Origin of the sequence: Enterobacter sp. MGH85 (assembly GCF_001037655.1) — a bacterium.
Taxonomy (GTDB): domain Bacteria; phylum Pseudomonadota; class Gammaproteobacteria; order Enterobacterales; family Enterobacteriaceae; genus Enterobacter; species Enterobacter intestinihominis.
Genome location: NZ_KQ089925.1, coordinates 1,770,625 through 1,789,404 on the forward strand (window position 1 = coordinate 1,770,625; position 18,780 = coordinate 1,789,404).

Below are 18,780 nucleotides of genomic sequence, written 5' to 3' on the forward strand. Positions count from 1 at the left end.
CGACCTACAATGTTCGTGAGGTCTGTGTGTCGGGTGGCGCTTACGCATACCCGACCTACAATGTTCGTGCGGTCTGTGTGTCGGGTGGCGCTTACACTTACCCGACCTACAATGTTCGTGCGGTCTGTGTGTCGGGTGGCGCTCACGCTTACCCGACCTACAATGTTCGAGGATTTATGTAGGCCGGGTAAGGCGTAGCCGCCACCCGGCTTTGTTCTACCAGGTCCAGGTTTTACTGGGCGTCACCACCGCCGGCAACGGCACATCCCATTTCTCCACGGGTAATGCCTCCACGCCCTGGCAATCATGCGCATAGCCCACCGGCTGCAACCCGTACTGCTGCCAGTTTTGTAGCGTTCTGTCGTAAAAGCCACCGCCCATACCTAATCGCTGTCCCTGCTCGTCAAACGCCACCAGCGGCGTAATCAGCACATCCAGTTCAGATAGCGGCAGCACATCGCGCACGTCGAGTTTGGGTTCGGTGATTTTCAGACGATTCACCACCAGCTCGCTGTGCGGATGGTAGTGCAGAAACAGCAGATTGCCCCGGCTAAAGGGATGCAGCACCGGCAGATAAACTTTTTTCCCGGCGCGCCAGAGCTGGTCGATAAGTGGTTGGGTATCCAGCTCACCATCAAACGAAAGAAACAAGGCGACGGTGTTTGCCATCACCACAGGCGGATAGGCCATCATACGGGCGGCGGCCTGCTGGGCAAACTGTGCCTGTTGTTCGGCGCTTAAGGCACGACGACGCTGGCGAATGAGCTGACGGATATCCTGGCGTGAAGCAGAAACTTCAGGGAATTGAGTCATGGTTGTTGGTAGAAGAAGAGAGAGGGAATCTCCGAGATGCCGCCGCAGGCTGTAACCCTTGAACCCTTGGTTCAAGGTGAATGTGTCGTCATAGTTTTAAGGCTTCTCGGACGGACCGAGCATGCTCACCAACCATGGAGCGCCACATTCTTGTGGTATGAAATATCGGCTCAGGGGACTGGCCCGCTTGCAAACATCTCAGAGAAATTTTGTCTTCACAGTTACTCTACCATAGTCAACTGAGAAGTGTTATTCAAACTTTGGTCCCGGTCTTTCAGGACTGCGACCTTGATCAAGCAATGCCTGTTCAATGGTCTGCTGGAGCATTTTAATGCGCTGCTCCATGCTTGCCGCGTAATCGCGGGTCTTCGCTTTTTCCTGAGTCAGTTCATAGCTGATGTTCAACGCGGCGATGAAAACCAGCTGCTCAGTATTTGTGACTCTAGTGCGTTCTTTTAGATCTTGCAACCGCTGATTCAAATCGTCCGCAGCCTGATTCAAAGCATCCCTTTGTTCAGGCGGACAATTCACTCGCAGTGAACGGCCAAAAATCTGGAGATCGACGGGTTGTGCAGACATGCCACCTTCCTGCTGATTGACTGCGCTGCCTTCGCTTACTGCCCCGGGGGCTGCGAAGGGGCGACACTATAGCTACCCTGATGTGAAGATACAAGCCCTTTTCTGGTATCACCAGGGTCCAAAGTGGTAGCATATCATGAATATCCTCCCTTTGATGACGAATGCGTATGTCTATACAGAACGAAATGCCTGGTTACAAGGATTTAAACCAGTTACTGAACCAGCAGGGAGTCGGTCTAACCCCTGCCGAAATGCACGGTCTGATCAGCGGCATACTGTGCGGCGGAAACAGCGACAGCTCATGGCAGCCGCTGATCCACGACCTCACCAACGAAGGGCTGGCGTTTGGCCACGAACTGGCGGAAGCGCTGCGTAAAATGCACGCCGCAACCAGCGATTCCCTGGAAGACGATGGCTTTCTTTTTCAGCTTTATCTGCCTGAAGGCGACGATGTCAGCGTCTTCGATCGCGCTGATGCGCTCGCGGGGTGGGTAAACCACTATCTGCTTGGCCTGGGCGTAACCCAGCCTAAACTGGATAAAGTGACCGGCGAAGCGGGTGAAGCGATCGACGATCTGCGTAACATCGCCCAGCTCGGCTACGATGAAGACGAAGACCAGGAAGAGCTGGAGATGTCTCTCGAAGAGATCATCGAGTACGTGCGCGTGGCGTCTCTGCTGTGCCACGACAACTTTACGCGCTCGCAGCCGACCGCGCCGGAAGTTCGCAAGCCAACATTACACTAAGAAAAATAACGCACAGGAGGGTGTCATGGTTATCTCCAGTCAAGAGTATTCTCGCCGTCGTCAGGCGCTGCTGGCAAAAATGCAGCCGGGAAGCGCTGCCCTGATTTTCGCCGCGCCGGAAGTGACGCGCAGTGCCGACAGCGAATACCCCTATCGCCAGAGCAGCGATTTCTGGTACTTCACCGGGTTTAACGAGCCGGAAGCGGTACTGGTGCTGATTAAAAGCAATGACACCCACAACCACAGCGTGATTTTCAACCGCGTGCGCGATCTGACCGCGGAAATCTGGTTTGGCCGCCGCTTAGGTCAGGAGGCGGCGCCGGGAAAACTGGGCGTGGATCGCGCGCTGGCCTACAGCGAAATCAACCAGCAGCTCTATCAACTGCTCAACGGCCTGGACGTGCTGTACCACGCGCAGGGTGAATACGCGTATGCGGATGAGATTGTTTTCACTGCGCTGGATAAGCTGCGTAAAGGCTCACGTCAGAATTTGTCTGCACCCGCAACCCTGACAGACTGGCGACCGGTGGTGCATGAGATGCGCCTGTTTAAGTCTGAAGAAGAGCTGAATGTGATGCGCCGCGCGGGCGAAATCAGCGCCCTGGCGCATACCCGTGCCATGGAAAAGTGCCGTCCCGGTATGTTCGAGTACCAGCTTGAAGGCGAAATTCACCATGAATTTAACCGTCACGGCGCGCGCTTCCCGTCCTATAACACCATCGTAGGCGGCGGGGAAAACGGCTGCATTCTGCACTACACCGAAAACGAAAGTGAACTGCGCGACGGCGATCTGGTGCTGATTGACGCCGGCTGTGAATATCAGGGTTACGCGGGCGACATCACCCGTACCTTCCCGGTGAACGGTAAATTCACCCCAGCGCAGCGTGAAATCTATGACATCGTGCTTGAGTCTCTGGAGACCGCGCTGACGCTGTTCCGCCCTGGCACCTCCATTCAGGAGGTTACGGGCGAGGTGGTGCGCATCATGATTACCGGGCTGGTGAAGCTTGGTATTCTGAAAGGCGATGTGGACACCCTTATAACCGAAAACGCCCATCGCCCGTACTTTATGCACGGCCTGAGCCACTGGCTGGGGCTGGATGTGCATGACGTGGGGGCATACGGTCCGGAACGTTCGCGCGTGCTGGAGCCTGGCATGGTGCTGACCGTTGAGCCGGGGCTGTACATCGCGCCGGATGCCGACGTGCCGGAACAGTACCGCGGGATCGGCATTCGTATTGAAGATGACATCGTCATCACCGAAACCGGTAACGAAAACCTGACCGCGACCGTGGTGAAAAAAGCCGACGACATCGAGGCGCTGATGGCGGCGGCACGCGGATGAGCGTAATCATTGTTGGCGGAGGCATGACCGGCGCTACTCTGGCGTTGGCTATTTCGCAGTTAACCCAGGGCCAGCTTCCGGTGCATCTGGTTGAGGCGGTCGCGCCGCAGGCGGCCGATCATCCCGGTTTCGACGCCCGCGCTATCGCGCTGGCGCAGGGAACCTGTCAGCAGCTTGCGCGTATTGGGATCTGGCAGGCGATAGCGGATTGCGCGACGGCGATCGGCACCGTTCACGTCAGCGATCGCGGGCACGCCGGGTTTGTGACGCTGGATGCCCACGATTACCGGATCGAGGCGCTGGGGCAGGTTGTCGAGCTGCATGACGTAGGGCTGCGGCTGTTCCGTCTGTTACAGGACGCGCCTGGCGTCACGCTGCACTGTCCGGCGCGCGTCGCCAGCTTTAGCCGCCGTGACGAAGCCGTCAGCGTGACGCTGGACAACGGCACCACGCTGGAGGGGGAACTGCTGGTGGCGGCGGATGGTTCACGCTCCGCGATCGCCACGCAGTGCGGCGTCGAATTGCGCTCTGAACCCTATGGGCAGGTGGCGGTCATCGCTAACGTCTCTACGGCTGGCGCGCATAACGGCAGGGCATTTGAGCGCTTCACGGAGCACGGCCCGCTGGCCATGCTGCCGATGTCGAACGGGCGCTGCTCGCTGGTGTGGTGCCATGCGCAGGACCGGGCCGATGAGGTTCTCTCCTGGTCCGACGAACGTTTTAGTTCCGAGCTGCAAAAAGCCTTCGGCTGGCGGCTTGGGCGTATCACCCAGGCCGGAAAACGCGTGGCCTATCCGCTCGCGCTGACGACCGCATCGCAGACTGTCTCCCATCGCGTCGCCCTGGTCGGCAACGCCGCGCAGACGCTGCACCCCATCGCCGGGCAAGGCTTTAACCTTGGCCTGCGCGACGTGATGAGCCTGGCTGAACTACTGGCGCAGACGTGGAGCGAACAACAGGATTGTGGCGCATACTCAGTGCTGAGCCATTACCAGAAACGACGTCAGGCGGACAAAGCGGCGACCATTGGCGTTACCGACGGTTTAGTCCACCTGTTTGCCAATCGCTGGGCACCGCTGGTTGCGGGTCGCAACCTTGGGCTGATGGCGATGGAACTGTTCATTCCGGCACGTGACGTGCTGGCGCAGCGGACCCTGGGTTGGGTCGCGCGTTAAGGAGTAATCACCGTGCAAAATGTTGATGTCGCCATTGTCGGCGGCGGAATGGTAGGACTGGCGCTGGCCTGTGGTTTACAGGGCAGCGGCCTGCGCGTGGCGGTGCTTGAGCAAAATGCGCCGCAGCCCATGGCGCAGGATGCACCGCCGGAGCTGCGCGTCTCGGCGATCAATGCCGCCAGCGAAAAGCTACTGACGCACCTTGGCGTCTGGTCTGAAATCGTGGCGCTGCGTGCCAGCTGTTACCATGGCATGGAAGTGTGGGATAAAGACAGCTTCGGCCATATCGCGTTTGACGATGAAAGCATGGGCTACAGCCACCTTGGGCACATCGTTGAAAACGCGGTGATCCACCACGCGCTGTGGCAAAAAGCGCAGCAGTGCAGCGACGTCACGCTGATCGCACCGGCGAAACTTCAGCAGGTGGCGTGGGGCGAAAACGACGCGTTTATCACTCTTGAAAGCGGCGACATGCTGACCGCGCGGCTGGTAGTGGGTGCCGACGGCGCCAATTCCTGGCTGCGTAACAAAGCGGATATTCCGCTGACCTTCTGGGATTACCGTCATCACGCCCTGGTTGCCACAATCCGCACCGAAGAGCCGCATGGCGGCGTGGCGCGCCAGATTTTCCACAATGATGGCATTCTGGCCTTCCTGCCGCTTGCCGATCCGCATCTTTGCTCCATCGTCTGGTCTTTAGAGCCGGAGAAAGCGCAGCAGATGCAGGAGGCGACGCCGGACGCCTTTAATCAGGCGCTATGCGTGGCGTTTGATAACCGTCTGGGCCTGTGCACGCTTGAAAGCGAACGCCAGGCGTTTCCGTTAACCGGTCGCTACGCGCGTCAGTTTGCGGCGCACCGTCTGGCGTTGGTGGGGGATGCGGCGCATACGATTCATCCGCTGGCCGGGCAGGGGGTGAACCTCGGCTTTATGGACGCGGCCGAGCTGGTTGAAGAGCTGCGTCGTCTGCATCGGGAAGGTAAAGATATTGGTCAGCATCTGTATCTGCGTCGCTACGAGCGCAGCCGCAAACACAGTGCGGCGATGATGCTGGCGGGTATGCAGGGCTTCCGCGAGCTATTTGCCGGAGCGAACCCGGCGAAAAAACTGCTGCGCGATATCGGCCTCAAACTGGCCGACACCCTTCCCGGCGTCAAACCGCAGCTTCTTCGTCAGGCAATGGGTCTTAACGATCTTCCCGACTGGTTACGTTAATCTCGATCCCCGTCACACTTTATTTTCCCGGCCTTCGCGCCGGGGAAATCTCCTCGTTTGAAATAATCTAATTTCACGTCATTTTTCGCATTAGAAAATCTAATCTTACTATTTTTATGTTACGGAAATTCGGCCCGTTTTTCCGCACGAAATATCACTATCTGCTAAATCCTGTTAGCTCGATGTTAATTTTATGCGGGTTTAATCGCATTTTACCAGTGAATAACTCTGTAAGCTTTTCAGTGATTTTTGGTCATAAGCTAATGTGATGACCCGTTTTACCTTATGGTTAACCGCCGGTTTCGGTGGTAAGTTCAGGTAAAAGAGAACGTTTGCGTCGGCCCTCGATCGCGAGGTCGACACCGGGTTTCACGGTGAATTTTTCAACGAGGAAAAGATGGCTCAACAGACTCCTTTGTACGAACAGCACGTGTTATGCGGCGCCCGCATGGTGGACTTCCACGGCTGGATGATGCCGCTGCACTACGGCTCGCAGATTGATGAGCACCACGCGGTGCGCACCGATGCCGGTATGTTCGACGTGTCTCATATGACGATTGTCGACCTGCGCGGTAGCCGCACCCGGGAGTTTTTGCGTTATCTGCTGGCAAACGACGTCGCCAAACTAAAAACGCCGGGCAAAGCGCTCTATACCGGCATGCTCAATGCCTCTGGCGGCGTGATTGACGACCTCATCGTCTACTACTTCACCGAAGATTTCTTCCGCCTCGTTGTAAACTCCGCCACCCGCGAAAAAGACCTCTCCTGGATTTCCCAACACGCTGAACCTTACGCCATCGACATCACCGTTCGTGACGATCTGTCGCTGATTGCGGTGCAGGGGCCAAACGCCCAGGCGAAAGCCGCGTCTCTGTTCAGCGACGAGCAGCGCAAAGCAACCGAAGGCATGAAGCCGTTCTTCGGCGTGCAGGCGGGGGATCTGTTTATCGCCACCACCGGCTACACCGGTGAAGCGGGCTACGAAATTGCAATGCCAAACGAAAAGGCCGCCGATTTCTGGCGTGCGCTGGTGGAGGCGGGTGTGAAGCCTGCGGGCCTGGGCGCGCGCGATACGCTGCGTCTGGAAGCGGGGATGAACCTCTACGGTCAGGAGATGGACGAAGGCGTCTCACCGCTGGCGGCCAACATGGGCTGGACCATCGCGTGGGAACCGGCTGACCGTGATTTTATTGGCCGTGAAGCGCTGGAGATGCAGCGCGAGAAGGGCACTGAACAGCTGGTTGGCCTGGTGATGAAAGAAAAAGGCGTTCTGCGCGGCGAGCTGCCGGTGCGCTTCACCGATGCCGATGGCAATCATCGCGAAGGCGTGATCACCAGCGGAACGTTCTCCCCGACGCTCGGCTACAGTATTGCACTGGCACGCGTGCCAGCGGGGATTGGCGAAACGGCGGTGGTGCAGATCCGCAACCGCGAAATGCCGGTCAACGTGACCAAACCGATTTTTGTTCGCGCCGGTAAGCCGGTCGCCTAACTATTTTTATCAGGAGAACTTCAATGAGCAATGTGCCAGCAGAACTGAAATACAGCAAAGAACACGAGTGGCTGCGCAAAGAGGCGGACGGCACTTACACCGTTGGGATCACCGAGCACGCGCAGGAACTGCTGGGCGACATGGTGTTTGTTGACCTGCCGGAAGTGGGCGCAACCGTGAGCGCAGGCGACGACTGTGCGGTGGCGGAATCCGTTAAAGCGGCCTCTGACATCTACGCTCCGGTGAGCGGTGAAATTGTTGCCGTGAACGACGCGCTGAGCGACTCCCCGGAGCTGGTGAACAGCGAGCCTTATGAAGGCGGCTGGATCTTTAAGATCAAAGCCAGCGACGAAGCGCAGGTTGCCGCGCTGCTGGATGCGACCGCGTACGAAGCACTACTGGAAGACGAATAACGTTGTGCCGGATGGCGCTGCGCTTATCCGGCCTACAGATCTACGTAGGCCCGGTAAGCGTTAGCGCCACCGGGCAACAGCGTTACAGATAATTACGATTCACTGCACGTTTCAGGAACCATCGCTCATGACACAGACTTTAAGCCAGCTTGAAAACCGTGGCGCCTTCATTGAACGTCACATTGGGCCGGATGCTCAGCAACAGCAGGAGATGCTGAAGACAGTTGGCGCGGATTCATTAAACGCACTGATCGGCCAGATCGTGCCAAAAGACATCCAGCTTGCCACACCGCCGCAGGTAGGCGAGTCCACGACGGAGTTCGCCGCGCTGGCGGAGCTGAAGGCCATCGCCGGCCTTAACAAGCGCTATAAGTCTTACATCGGCATGGGCTACACCAACGTGCAGTTACCGCCGGTGATCCTGCGTAACATGCTGGAAAACCCGGGCTGGTACACCGCTTACACCCCGTATCAGCCAGAAGTCTCCCAGGGCCGTCTGGAAGCGCTGCTGAACTTCCAGCAGGTGACGCTGGATCTGACCGGTATGGATATCGCCTCTGCCTCGCTGCTGGATGAAGCCACTGCCGCCGCTGAAGCGATGGCGATGGCGAAGCGCGTGAGCAAGCTGAAAAACGCCAACCGCTTTTTCGTCGCGGCGGACGTGCATCCCCAGACGCTGGACGTGGTGCGCACCCGTGCGGAAACCTTCGGCTTTGAGGTGATTGTCGACGACGCTGACAAAGTGCTGGATCACCAGGACGTCTTCGGCGTGCTGTTACAGCAGGTGGGCACCACCGGGGAAGTGCATGATTACAGCGCGCTGATCGCCGAGCTCAAATCCCGTAAGGTTATTGTTAGCGTCGCCGCTGATTTTATGGCGCTGGTGCTGCTGACGGCGCCAGGTAAACAGGGCGCGGATATTGTCTTCGGCTCAGCGCAACGCTTCGGCGTGCCGATGGGCTACGGCGGCCCGCACGCGGCGTTCTTTGGCGCGAAAGATGAATTTAAACGTTCCATGCCAGGCCGTATTATCGGCGTATCGAAAGATGCCGCCGGTAACACCGCGCTGCGCATGGCGATGCAGACCCGCGAGCAGCATATCCGCCGCGAGAAAGCGAACTCCAACATCTGTACCTCGCAGGTGCTGCTGGCTAACATTGCCAGCTTATACGCGGTATTCCACGGTCCGGCTGGCCTGAAACGCATTGCCAGCCGCATCCACCGTCTGGCCGATATCCTGGCCTGCGGTCTGCAACAGAAAGGTCTCAGACTGCGTCATGAGCACTACTTCGACACCCTGTGCGTCGAGGTGGCAGACAAAGCGGCCGTGCTGGCGCGCGCCGAGGCAGCACAAATCAACCTGCGCAGCGACATTCACAATGCGGTCGGCATTACGCTGGACGAAAGCACCACCCGTGACGATATCCTGACCCTGTTCAACGTATTGCTGGGTGACGCACAGGGTCTGGACGTTGATACGCTCGACAAAGAGGTTGCGCTCGACAGCCGCTCCATTCAGGAAAGCATGCTGCGCGACGACGCAATCCTGACTCACCCGGTGTTCAACCGCTATCACAGCGAAACCGAGATGATGCGTTACATGCACTCTCTGGAACGTAAAGATCTGGCGCTGAACCAGGCGATGATCCCGCTGGGCTCCTGCACCATGAAGCTGAACGCCGCGGCTGAGATGATCCCAATCACCTGGCCTGAATTCTCCGAGCTGCACCCGTTCTGCCCGGCTGAGCAGGCGGAAGGTTATCACATGATGATCAACCAGCTCTCCGACTGGCTGGTGAAGCTGACCGGGTACGACGCGCTCTGCATGCAGCCGAACTCCGGTGCGCAGGGTGAATACGCCGGTCTGCTGGCGATCCGTCACTATCACGAAAGCCGCAACGAAGGCCACCGCGATATCTGTCTGATCCCAAGCTCTGCCCACGGCACCAACCCGGCCTCTGCCCAGATGGCAGGGATGGAAGTGGTGGTCGTGGCGTGCGACAAAAACGGCAACATCGATCTGGCCGACCTGCGCGCCAAAGCAGAGCAGGCAGGCGACAAACTCTCCTGCATCATGGTGACCTACCCGTCCACCCACGGCGTGTACGAAGAAACGATCCGTGAAGTGTGTGAAGTGGTGCATCAGTTCGGCGGCCAGGTTTACCTCGACGGCGCGAACATGAACGCCCAGGTGGGCATTACCTCTCCGGGCTTTATTGGCGCGGACGTGTCGCACCTCAACCTGCATAAAACGTTCTGCATTCCGCACGGCGGCGGCGGCCCGGGCATGGGCCCAATCGGCGTCAAAGCGCACCTGGCACCGTTTGTGCCAGGCCATAGCGTGGTGCAGATTGAAGGCATGCTGACCCGTCAGGGCGCGGTCTCCGCGGCACCGTTCGGCAGCGCCTCTATCCTGCCAATCAGCTGGATGTACATCCGCATGATGGGCGCGGAAGGGCTCAAGCAGGCCAGCCAGGTGGCGATCCTCAACGCCAACTACATCGCAACACGTCTGAAAGACGCCTATCCGGTGCTCTACACCGGCCGCGATGGTCGCGTGGCGCACGAATGCATCCTCGATATTCGTCCTCTGAAAGAAGAGACGGGCATCAGCGAGCTGGATATTGCCAAGCGCCTGATCGACTACGGCTTCCACGCGCCAACCATGTCCTTCCCGGTTGCAGGAACGCTGATGGTTGAGCCGACCGAGTCTGAAAGCAAGGTGGAGCTGGATCGCTTTATCGACGCGATGCTGGCGATCCGCAGCGAAATCGACCGCGTGAAAGGCGGGGAATGGACGCTGGAAGATAACCCGCTGGTCAACGCGCCGCATACCCAGAACGAACTGGTGGCAAAGTGGAACCACGGTTATACCCGCGAGCTGGCTGTCTTCCCGGCAGGTGTGGCAAACAAATATTGGCCAACCGTGAAACGTCTTGATGATGTTTACGGCGACCGTAACCTGTTCTGCTCCTGCGTACCGATGAGCGAATACCAGTAACGTTGTTCCTGTAGTAACGTAGGCCGGGTAAGGCGAAGCCGCCACCCGGCTTTTTTATTGGGAGAAAAGAATGGCAATTGCATTGGTCACCGGCGCCAGCCGGGGTATTGGTAAAGCCACCGCGCTACAGCTGGCAAGCGAAGGCTACACCGTTGCGGTGAATTTTCATCACAACATCAAAGCCGCGACAGAGGTTATTAATCAGATCGTGGACGCGGGCGGTAAGGCCTTTGCCGTGCGCGCGGATATCAGCGATGAATCGCAGGTGATGGCGATGTTCGACAGCATCGATCGCGAAGGTGAGCCGCTCGCCGCGCTGGTGAACAACGCCGGGATTTTGTTTGAACAATCCTCCATCGAAAACCTCTCCGCTGAACGTATTAACCGCGTGCTGTCCACCAACGTCACTGGCTATTTTCTCTGCTGCCGTGAGGCGGTGAAGCGCATGTCGCATAAACACGGCGGCAAGGGCGGCGCGATTGTGAATGTCTCCTCGGCGGCCTCACGACTGGGCGCTCCGGGGGAGTATGTGGATTATGCTGCCTCCAAAGGGGCCGTGGATTCCCTGACAACCGGCCTCGCGCTGGAGGTGGCGGCGCAGGGCATTCGCGTTAACTGTGTGCGGCCAGGCCTGATTTATACCGATATTCACGCCTCCGGCGGCGAGCCGGGGCGTGTGGATCGGGTGAAGTCGATGTTACCGATGCAGCGTGGCGGTCAGCCGGAGGAGGTCGCCCAGGCCATTACCTGGTTGCTGAGCGACAAAGCCTCCTATGTCACCGGTAGCTTCCTGGAGCTGGCTGGCGGGAAGTAACGCTACGACGCCAGCCACAGCCGCAGGCGCATTCCCCAGCCGCTGGTCCAGCCGGTGGTGATCGACTTCACTTCACCGTGAGAGATCACCACAAGCGTTGGCGTCACCTGAACGTCCCACTGATGCGCCAGTTCTCCGCTGGCGTCGTTGACCGTGGGCATCATCGCCTTCTTCTTTCTCATCCATGTTTCGAGCGTCGCGTTATCGCCCGAGCGCAGCGCAACCGACATCACGTTACCCCCGTCCGCGGCAATCGCCGCCACCGACGGCGTGGTGTAGCGGCAGACGCCGCACCATGTCGCCCAGACGTAGACCAGCAGCGGTCGCTCCTTACTCATGGCGATAAGATCGACGGGCTGACCGTCGAGGGTGTGCAGTGCCGTCGCGGAGAAATTCTGCGGCAGCGCGGGCTGGCGGAAATAGTCCACCGCCAGGCTCACGGCTACGCCAATCAGCAGCCACACGGCCAGCTCGCGCAGCAGGCGAGGAAGCTTACTTGCCACGGGCGTTTGCCAGCTGTTCTTTGACCAGCCCCTCCAGATCGTCATACGGGATTGCGCCCGCCACCATCTGGTCACCGATGATGGTCGCCGGGGTGCCCTGAATATTCAGCACCTGCGCCAGGATCAGGTTCATCTTTACGCTGTCCATGGTTTTATCATCGGTTTTAATGCTGTCCGTCCCGGTCTTCACCTGCGCGGCGGCGATGCTGGCGTCATCGTGATAGCCCTTTTTCATCATCAGCCGCTGGTGTAGTGCCCAGAATTGATCCGGCGCCTGCTGCCACGTTGAGAGCGCCGCTTTCGCGGCATTTACCGAGCTTTGCCCCTTGAACGGCAGCAGTTTGATGATGAGCTGCACGTCGGGATTATCGTGCACGATTTTCTCCAGCATTGGGTCGAACTGCTTGCAATACGGGCAGTTGTAGTCTGTGAAGGAGACGATGGTGAGCTTCGGCGATGTCGCGCCGGTTCGCGGGCTGTTGGGGTCGTTAAACAGCAGTTTTGCCAGCTGGTCGTTGGAAGCGTCATCTGACGGTGCGGCGAAACCGAACGTTGATAACGACAGCAGAAGTAAGGCAACAAAGGCTCTCATGTTATTTTCCTTTTGCATCGGACAGGGTGCTCAGCACCGCTTCGCGGCTTAACAACGCAGGCAGCACGTGGCCCTGCGGTAATCCCGGTCCGTAGATCTGGTTAAACGGCACGGCGGCGCTGCCGCGCGTGGTTAAAAACTGGCTGATGGTATCTGAGGGGCGGCTCCAGTCGCCGCGCAGGGCGACAACGTCCGGGGCGGAGAGCGCGACCTGCACGTCGTCGCGCAGCAGTACGTTGTATTTATTGGCTTTACAGGTCACGCACCAGTCGGCGGTCACGTCGACGAACACCCGTTTGTTCTCCGCCAGCGCGCGGACAATGGCCTGCTCGCTGAGCGGCTGCCAGTGAATACGATCGCGGCGGGAGCCCTCGCCGCCGGAGCCGGAAACAAACGCGACTACCCCGGCCACCAGTACAGCTAATACCCCGGCGCGCAGTGCCGTTTGCCAGCGGTAGCGCCAGGCGGTGACCAGCAGCAGCGCAAGGATCAGTAGCACGCCCAGCGTAATGACGGGCAGGCTGCCAATATGCACCGTCAGCAGGCTCAGCAGCCACAGCGATGAGCCGAGCATCATCATCCCCAGCACTATGCGTACAACGTTCATCCAGCGCCCCGGACGCGGCAACCGCAGGGCCAGCCCCGGCCAGGCCGCCACCAGCAGCCACGGCAGGCTCATACCGATACCCATCGCCAGGAAGATCCCCCACAGCAGGGGAAGCGGTGCCGCCAGCGCGACCGAGACCGCCGTCCCCAGGAACGGCGCGGTGCAGGGTGTCGCCAGCAGCGTGGCAAACGCGCCTTGCCAGAAATGACCCGCAAGCCCGTTGCCGCCGCGCGTGGCGAGGAAGGTGCTGGCGCCGGAAGGGAGACGGATTTCAAACAACCCCAGCAGGCTGGCGCTGAAGAGCACCATTACCAGCGCCATCGCGGCAATAAACCACGGGTTCTGGAACTGGATCCCCCAGCCGAGCGCCTGATTGCCTAAACGTAATACCGTCATCATCAGCGCCAGTGCGAGGAACGAGATCACGATCCCGGCTACCGATGCAAGAAACTGTCGGCGTACCTGACCCCGCGCCTGCCGTTCGGTTTGCATCAGCGTGCCCAGCTTCATGGCCAGCACGGGCAGTACGCAGGGCATGACGTTAAGGATCAGACCGCCAGCAAGCGCCATCAGCAGGACCCAGCCTAACGGGAGCGTCGGCGCGGCGTTCCCCGGCTGAATGCTCAGGCTGGACTCCTGCGCCTGCCCGCTATCGGCCAGAACCAGTGACAGGGTTTTGCCGCTGAGGTTGGGCGCGGCCTCGCCCCAGCTGTCCGTCACGGGCACGGTGGCGACCAGCGAATCACCGCGCACGGTGAGGGCCGGTTTGCCGAAATCAACATCATCCATACCGTCGATAAACAGCGACGGCGCCTGCCAGCCTGCGTCACGCTGCGCCGTTACGGTCAGCTTGCCGGGGGCATAGGTGGCGTTAAGCGTTGAGGTCAACCCGCCGCTGAGCGGAAGGGTGCCCATGGCCCGACTGAAATCGTAATCAAAACCGGCGCCTGCGGATGCGGTCATGTTCAGCGAAAACGGGTAGTCGGTAAGAATACAGACGTTGCTACAGGTGGAGAGCGTCAGCACGCCGCTCAGGATCGTCGGGACGTCGCCCCGCAGAGTGAGGGGAAAGCTGACATCGCCGTGATAGCCCTGCGTGGTGATGCCCGCGACGTCGAAACGCTGCGGCACAGGCCAGCGCCAGATCGCCTCGACGGGCTGATGCCATTTAATCGCGGGTGCGACGCCGCCTTCACCCGGCGAGCGCCAGTAGGTTTTCCAGCCTTTTTGCAGGGTGACGTCCAGCAGCAGGCGGGTTTCGCCAGTGCTTTCAGGTTGCGCACGCAGCCTGACGCTGGCGTGCTGATTATCGGCGGCGCGCAGCCAGCCGCTGTCGGCAGCCTGGCTGAGGGGCAGCCATAGCCAAAGCAGGCAGACCAGCAGTCGCCTGAATACAGTAAACATAAATTTTCTCCGTAAATGATGAATTAACCTGAAGTAACAGGCGAAGGCTCATTCACGGAAGACGCATAATCGCAGATGCACCCTTAACCGGGGCGGGGAGATAACGCGGGGAGGCCACTGCCGTTCGCGGCGCGGTGGACTGGCTGCCAGCAACGCAAGCAGCAGGGTGACGGCAATCAGGGCGCCTTCAAACAAAACAGGCGGGACCGACATCAGCGACTTGGCGCTTAGCTCACACGGGGTTACCGGTGCGTCGGCACTCTCCTGCCCCTGCTGAACAGACTGGCTCGTGGCGGTGACGTTCATGACAAGCGCGTGCATCCCGGCCATCCGCTGGGCGGTACATATCAGTACCACCAGGCAGGCCAGGGCTACAAGCAGGATAGCGTTGCGTTGTCGCTTAATCATGTTCGCCTCAAATATTCAGGATGCCTATATTATCGGGCGAACATATTTTGGCAACGCAAAAGCTGTAAAGAAGTGTCTGGAAGATAAGCAGTTTGCCCTCTCCGCTTGCAGAGAGGGCAAGCCATTACAGCGTTTCGCCGTTGCTGGCAATGACGGTTTTATACCACTCAAAGCTCTTCTTACGGGAGCGGGACATGTCACCGGTGCCGTCGTCGTGCTTGTTGACGTAGATAAAGCCGTAGCGCTTGCTGTACTGGCCGGTGGTGAAGGAGACGCAGTCGATGCAGCCCCACGGAGTGTAGCCCATCAGATCCACGCCGTCGTACGTCACGGCCTTCATCATCTCTTCCACGTGGGCGCGCAGGTAGTCGATGCGGTAGTCATCGTTGATGCTGCCGTCCTCTTCCACCTTGTCGTAGGCGCCGAAACCATTTTCCACGATAAACAGTGGCTTCTGGTAGCGCTCGTACAGTTCACACAGCGAATAACGCAGGCCCACAGGGTCAATCTGCCAGCCCCAGTCGGACGCCTTGACGTGTGGGTTCGGCACGCTGCCCTCGAAGCCGGAAATGGCGTCACCGGTGCCGCCTTCCGCTTTGACCGCGTTGGTCATGTAATAGCTGAAACCTAAGTAATCGCAGGTGCCTTCACGCAGGATCTGCTCGTCGCCTGCTTCCATTTTGATGGAGAAGCCACGGCGTTCCCACTCGTTCAGCACGTAAGACGGGTAGTAGCCGCGCAGCTGTACGTCGGTAAAGACGTAGCGCTCGCGCATGGATTCCTGAGCGAACATCACATCTTCTGGCTTGCAGGAGTATGGATAGAGCGCCACCATCGCCAGCATGCAGCCGACTTTCATCTCCGGGTTAATGCGGCGGGCGGCTTTCACCGCCAGCGCGCTGGCCACGAACTGGTGGTGCAGCACCTGGTACATGGTCTCTTCCGGGTTGTCATGCTCGGTATAGACCACGCCAGAGCAGCAGTAGCCGAACAGCGGCGCACGCCAGTTGCGCTGGTTGTTGATTTCGTTGAAGGTCATCCAGTATTTGACCTTATTTTTGTAGCGCTCAAATACCACTTCCGAGAAGCGTACAAAGAAATCGACTACTTTACGGTTGGTCCATCCGCCGTATTCCTGAACGAGGTGCAGCGGCATTTCAAAGTGGGAGAGGGTGATCACCGGCTCGATGTTGTACTTCAGCAGTTCATCGAACATGTCGTCGTAAAACTTCAGCCCCTCTTCGTTTGGCTGAGTTTCGTCGCCTTTCGGGAAGATGCGCGTCCAGGCGATAGAGGTACGGAAACATTTGAAGCCCATCTCGGCAAACAGCTTGATGTCTTCTTTGTAATGGCCGTAAAAGTCGACGGCTTCGTGGTTCGGGTAATATTTGCCTTCAATCACTTCCTGCGTGATTTCACGCGGAACGCCGTGTGCGCCGCCGGTGAGCACGTCGCAGATGCTTGGCCCTTTGCCGCCTTTGTTCCAGCCGCCTTCAACCTGGTGCGCCGCCACCGCGCCGCCCCATAAAAAATCTTTCGGTAAAGTGAGTTTTTTCATCTTTGCTATTCTCAATTCAGGACTTATTGATTTCGAGTCTAGCAAAGCGGAAATAAATGTCACGATATAACATTTTGCGGAAATTGTAATTTGTCACATCAAAAAAACAGGATGTTTTATTCTGTTAATTTCTTCGCCAGTTTCCGGCCTAATGATTCCAGAATATAGATAACGGGAATTTGGGTGGTTATATCGTAAACGCCGCCTATGCGCGTTTGGGGGACATGCCAGGAGAGATTAAAGTCCGCCAGTTTCGCGAGACGAGAATGTTCGTGGCTGGTGACAGAGAGCACCTTGCAGCGATGCAGGCTGAACTGGCTGGCGAAGCGCAGGATTTCCTCGGTTTCTCCGGAGACGGAAAGTACAATGGCCAGTGCATTTTTAGCCATATCGTTAGTGACCGGGAAATAAGGATCGTCGATATGGTTGCTGAATTTCCCGATATTTGAAAAGAAACGTGCGCCATATTTTGCCAGCGATCCGGACGTGCCTGCGCCAACAAAAATAATTCGTTCAGATGATAAAATAATATCGACGGCTTTATCTAATAACGCATCGAACTCTTCGTTATTTACGCTTTTAAAGAAGCTGATAATTTCACTGGCACCAAAATTCGCCTGCTGGGGCTCGTTCTGCTCCAGATAGAGTTTAAAGCGCACCCGAAATTCCGAGTAGCCTTCGCAGTTGAGCTTTCGGCAGAAGCGCAGGATAGTAGTGGTAGAGACTCCCGCCGCATCCGCCAGCTCGCGGATGGTCATGTACATCACTTTGTCACGGTTCTTAATGACATAGTTGTAGACCATCATTTCCAGATTGTTGAGGCTGGCAATGGCGGAATGGCTGAACATACTCACAATGGCTAAACTCGCTGTCGGACACTATCCCTGAAGCATACCATGATGACGAAGGGCGAGAGACGGATTTATCTCCTTGATTACTCAGGTGTTAATGAAATCATTTACACATGTGCGGTGGATTTATTTTGCATTATACTGATTTGTAAGGATAAATATTGATTACGGATTTATTTTAGCTAACAGGTGTTCACTGGAATCATTCTCAGTTAGCATAGACTGGCGATGAATAATCATCTTTTGTTTTCCCGGAGTTAAGTATGGTGAGTAGACCATTAATCGCACAGGGGTATTCGCTGGCTGAGGAAGTAGCCAACAGTATAAGCCATGGCATTGGCCTGGTGTTTGGGATTGTCGGCTTAGTATTGCTGTTGGTGCAGGCGGTAGATACCAACGCCAGCGCGATGGCCATTACCAGCTACAGCCTGTATGGCGGGAGTATGATCCTGCTTTTCCTTGCCTCAACGCTGTATCACGCTATTCCGCATCAACGGGCGAAGATATGGCTCAAGAAATTTGACCACTGCGCAATCTATCTTCTCATTGCAGGCACTTACACGCCATTTTTGCTGGTGGGGCTCAACTCACCGCTGTCGCGTGGCCTGATGATTGTGATCTGGAGCCTGGCGCTGCTGGGGATCCTGTTCAAGCTGACCATCGCGCACCGGTTCAAAGTGTTGTCGCTGGTCACCTATCTGACAATGGGCTGGCTGTCGCTAATTGTGGTGTATCAGTTAGCCATTAAGCTGGCGGTGGGGGGCGTGACGCTTCTGGCGGTGGGCGGAGTGATCTACTCGCTGGGCGTGATTTTCTACGTCTGCAAGCGTATCCCGTACAACCATGCCATCTGGCACGGCTTTGTGCTGGGCGGCAGCGTGTGCCACTTTCTGGCAATTTATCTGTATGTTGGTCAGGTGTAGTTTTTTTGTAAGGTGCGGTCTGATGCCCTCACCCCGACCCTCTCCCGGTGGGCTGAGGGTTCCCCACAAATTAATGCGAGCACTGAGCAATCCCCTCGCCCCTCCGGGGAGAGGGTTAGGGTGAGGGGAACATACGGCGGTGGTGGTCATTCCGTTCACTTTATGTTCCTTGCTACTCTGTAACGACATGACCGGTGAACGTGCCAGGGTGGCTCAGTCGCCACCACCCTGGCGACCCGGGCTCCCGGCGGTAAATCGCCGCTTCGCGGTGCCCTCGGCTTATTCCTTCCGGCTTATCGGGTACGGGCGGAGGCAACGTCCCTGTAAAGCCGCCCTCTCGG

At 57.8% G+C, this 18,780-nt stretch carries 17 protein-coding genes and 1 other RNA gene; 9 read left to right on the top strand and 9 right to left on the bottom strand.

Annotated elements, in window-relative coordinates:
* Positions 1 to 216: 216 nt before the first annotated feature.
* From SK51_RS08380 to zapA, 3 genes are all read right to left on the bottom strand, one after another.
* Positions 217 to 813 (bottom strand): 5-formyltetrahydrofolate cyclo-ligase, encoded by a 597-nt coding sequence (locus SK51_RS08380; protein ID WP_022649320.1) that lies wholly within the window; start codon positions 811 to 813, stop codon positions 217 to 219.
* A gap of 24 nt (positions 814 to 837) precedes the next feature.
* A non-coding RNA gene (ssrS, locus tag SK51_RS24040) (6S RNA) lies at positions 838 to 1,021 on the bottom strand.
* Positions 1,022 to 1,062: 41 nt separating this feature from the next.
* Complete coding sequence (gene zapA, locus SK51_RS08385; protein ID WP_003860096.1) at positions 1,063 to 1,392, bottom strand: cell division protein ZapA; 330 nt, start codon at positions 1,390 to 1,392, stop codon at positions 1,063 to 1,065.
* A gap of 167 nt (positions 1,393 to 1,559) precedes the next feature.
* Between zapA and SK51_RS08390 the strand changes: the two genes are divergently transcribed.
* From SK51_RS08390 to SK51_RS08425, 8 genes are all read left to right on the top strand, one after another.
* Positions 1,560 to 2,138: a YecA/YgfB family protein gene (locus SK51_RS08390; protein WP_003860099.1), complete on the top strand. Its 579-nt coding sequence runs from the start codon at positions 1,560 to 1,562 to the stop codon at positions 2,136 to 2,138.
* 31 nt (positions 2,139 to 2,169) lie between these two features.
* Complete coding sequence (pepP, locus tag SK51_RS08395; protein ID WP_100248979.1) at positions 2,170 to 3,483, top strand: Xaa-Pro aminopeptidase; 1,314 nt, start codon at positions 2,170 to 2,172, stop codon at positions 3,481 to 3,483.
* Complete coding sequence (gene ubiH / locus SK51_RS08400; RefSeq protein ID WP_023306892.1) at positions 3,480 to 4,658, top strand: 2-octaprenyl-6-methoxyphenyl hydroxylase; 1,179 nt, start codon at positions 3,480 to 3,482, stop codon at positions 4,656 to 4,658. The genes pepP and ubiH overlap by 4 nt, the downstream gene beginning before the upstream one ends.
* Before the next feature lie 12 nt (positions 4,659 to 4,670).
* Positions 4,671 to 5,873, top strand: a complete 1,203-nt coding sequence (gene ubiI / locus SK51_RS08405) for an FAD-dependent 2-octaprenylphenol hydroxylase (RefSeq protein ID WP_023306891.1) — start codon at positions 4,671 to 4,673, stop codon at positions 5,871 to 5,873.
* A 397-nt stretch (positions 5,874 to 6,270) separates the two neighbouring features.
* Positions 6,271 to 7,365 (top strand): glycine cleavage system aminomethyltransferase GcvT, encoded by a 1,095-nt coding sequence (gene gcvT / locus SK51_RS08410; protein WP_003860107.1) that lies wholly within the window; start codon positions 6,271 to 6,273, stop codon positions 7,363 to 7,365.
* 23 nt (positions 7,366 to 7,388) lie between these two features.
* Entirely contained in the window at positions 7,389 to 7,778 is a 390-nt protein-coding gene (gene gcvH, locus SK51_RS08415) for a glycine cleavage system protein GcvH (protein WP_006811885.1), read from the top strand.
* Positions 7,779 to 7,905: 127 nt separating this feature from the next.
* A complete protein-coding gene (gene gcvP, locus SK51_RS08420) occupies positions 7,906 to 10,779 on the top strand; it encodes an aminomethyl-transferring glycine dehydrogenase (RefSeq protein ID WP_023306890.1) in 2,874 nt (957 codons plus the stop codon).
* 70 nt (positions 10,780 to 10,849) lie between these two features.
* Positions 10,850 to 11,593 (top strand): SDR family oxidoreductase, encoded by a 744-nt coding sequence (locus SK51_RS08425; RefSeq protein ID WP_023306889.1) that lies wholly within the window; start codon positions 10,850 to 10,852, stop codon positions 11,591 to 11,593.
* Positions 11,594 to 11,595: 2 nt separating this feature from the next.
* On the opposite strand, the gene SK51_RS08430 is transcribed toward SK51_RS08425, so the two are convergent.
* The 6 genes from SK51_RS08430 to SK51_RS08455 all read right to left on the bottom strand — a co-directional run bounded on the left by SK51_RS08430 (position 11,596) and on the right by SK51_RS08455 (position 17,513).
* Positions 11,596 to 12,096 (bottom strand): protein disulfide oxidoreductase, encoded by a 501-nt coding sequence (locus tag SK51_RS08430; protein WP_032671457.1) that lies wholly within the window; start codon positions 12,094 to 12,096, stop codon positions 11,596 to 11,598.
* A complete protein-coding gene (locus SK51_RS08435; RefSeq protein ID WP_022649312.1) occupies positions 12,086 to 12,688 on the bottom strand; it encodes a DsbA family protein in 603 nt (200 codons plus the stop codon). Before SK51_RS08435 ends, SK51_RS08430 begins: the two co-directional genes overlap by 11 nt.
* Position 12,689: 1 nt before the next feature.
* Positions 12,690 to 14,699 (bottom strand): protein-disulfide reductase DsbD family protein, encoded by a 2,010-nt coding sequence (locus tag SK51_RS08440; RefSeq protein ID WP_023306888.1) that lies wholly within the window; start codon positions 14,697 to 14,699, stop codon positions 12,690 to 12,692.
* 48 nt (positions 14,700 to 14,747) lie between these two features.
* Positions 14,748 to 15,107, bottom strand: a complete 360-nt coding sequence (locus SK51_RS08445) for a hypothetical protein (protein ID WP_022649310.1) — start codon at positions 15,105 to 15,107, stop codon at positions 14,748 to 14,750.
* Between the two features lie 124 nt (positions 15,108 to 15,231).
* Complete coding sequence (gene bglA / locus SK51_RS08450; RefSeq protein ID WP_023306887.1) at positions 15,232 to 16,665, bottom strand: 6-phospho-beta-glucosidase BglA; 1,434 nt, start codon at positions 16,663 to 16,665, stop codon at positions 15,232 to 15,234.
* 116 nt (positions 16,666 to 16,781) lie between these two features.
* Complete coding sequence (locus tag SK51_RS08455; protein WP_022649308.1) at positions 16,782 to 17,513, bottom strand: MurR/RpiR family transcriptional regulator; 732 nt, start codon at positions 17,511 to 17,513, stop codon at positions 16,782 to 16,784.
* A gap of 266 nt (positions 17,514 to 17,779) precedes the next feature.
* Between SK51_RS08455 and trhA the strand changes: the two genes are divergently transcribed.
* Positions 17,780 to 18,439: a PAQR family membrane homeostasis protein TrhA gene (trhA, locus tag SK51_RS08465; protein WP_022649307.1), complete on the top strand. Its 660-nt coding sequence runs from the start codon at positions 17,780 to 17,782 to the stop codon at positions 18,437 to 18,439.
* Positions 18,440 to 18,780: the final 341 nt, after the last annotated feature.

Excerpts from the sequence above, each read along its gene's own strand:
- SK51_RS08425 (WP_023306889.1), top strand. The coding sequence starts at position 10,850 with ATGGCAATTGCATTGGTCACCGGCGCCAGCCGGGGTATTGGTAAAGCC.
- gcvT (WP_003860107.1), top strand. The coding sequence starts at position 6,271 with ATGGCTCAACAGACTCCTTTGTACGAACAGCACGTGTTATGCGGCGCC.
- gcvH (WP_006811885.1), top strand. The coding sequence starts at position 7,389 with ATGAGCAATGTGCCAGCAGAACTGAAATACAGCAAAGAACACGAGTGG.
- SK51_RS08390 (WP_003860099.1), top strand. The coding sequence starts at position 1,560 with ATGTCTATACAGAACGAAATGCCTGGTTACAAGGATTTAAACCAGTTA.
- SK51_RS08440 (WP_023306888.1), bottom strand. The coding sequence starts at position 14,699 with ATGTTTACTGTATTCAGGCGACTGCTGGTCTGCCTGCTTTGGCTATGG.
- gcvP (WP_023306890.1), top strand. The coding sequence starts at position 7,906 with ATGACACAGACTTTAAGCCAGCTTGAAAACCGTGGCGCCTTCATTGAA.
- ubiH (WP_023306892.1), top strand. The coding sequence starts at position 3,480 with ATGAGCGTAATCATTGTTGGCGGAGGCATGACCGGCGCTACTCTGGCG.
- SK51_RS08380 (WP_022649320.1), bottom strand. The coding sequence starts at position 813 with ATGACTCAATTCCCTGAAGTTTCTGCTTCACGCCAGGATATCCGTCAG.
- zapA (WP_003860096.1), bottom strand. The coding sequence starts at position 1,392 with ATGTCTGCACAACCCGTCGATCTCCAGATTTTTGGCCGTTCACTGCGA.
- SK51_RS08435 (WP_022649312.1), bottom strand. The coding sequence starts at position 12,688 with ATGAGAGCCTTTGTTGCCTTACTTCTGCTGTCGTTATCAACGTTCGGT.
- SK51_RS08445 (WP_022649310.1), bottom strand. The coding sequence starts at position 15,107 with ATGATTAAGCGACAACGCAACGCTATCCTGCTTGTAGCCCTGGCCTGC.
- SK51_RS08455 (WP_022649308.1), bottom strand. The coding sequence starts at position 17,513 with ATGTTCAGCCATTCCGCCATTGCCAGCCTCAACAATCTGGAAATGATG.
- bglA (WP_023306887.1), bottom strand. The coding sequence starts at position 16,665 with ATGAAAAAACTCACTTTACCGAAAGATTTTTTATGGGGCGGCGCGGTG.
- trhA (WP_022649307.1), top strand. The coding sequence starts at position 17,780 with ATGGTGAGTAGACCATTAATCGCACAGGGGTATTCGCTGGCTGAGGAA.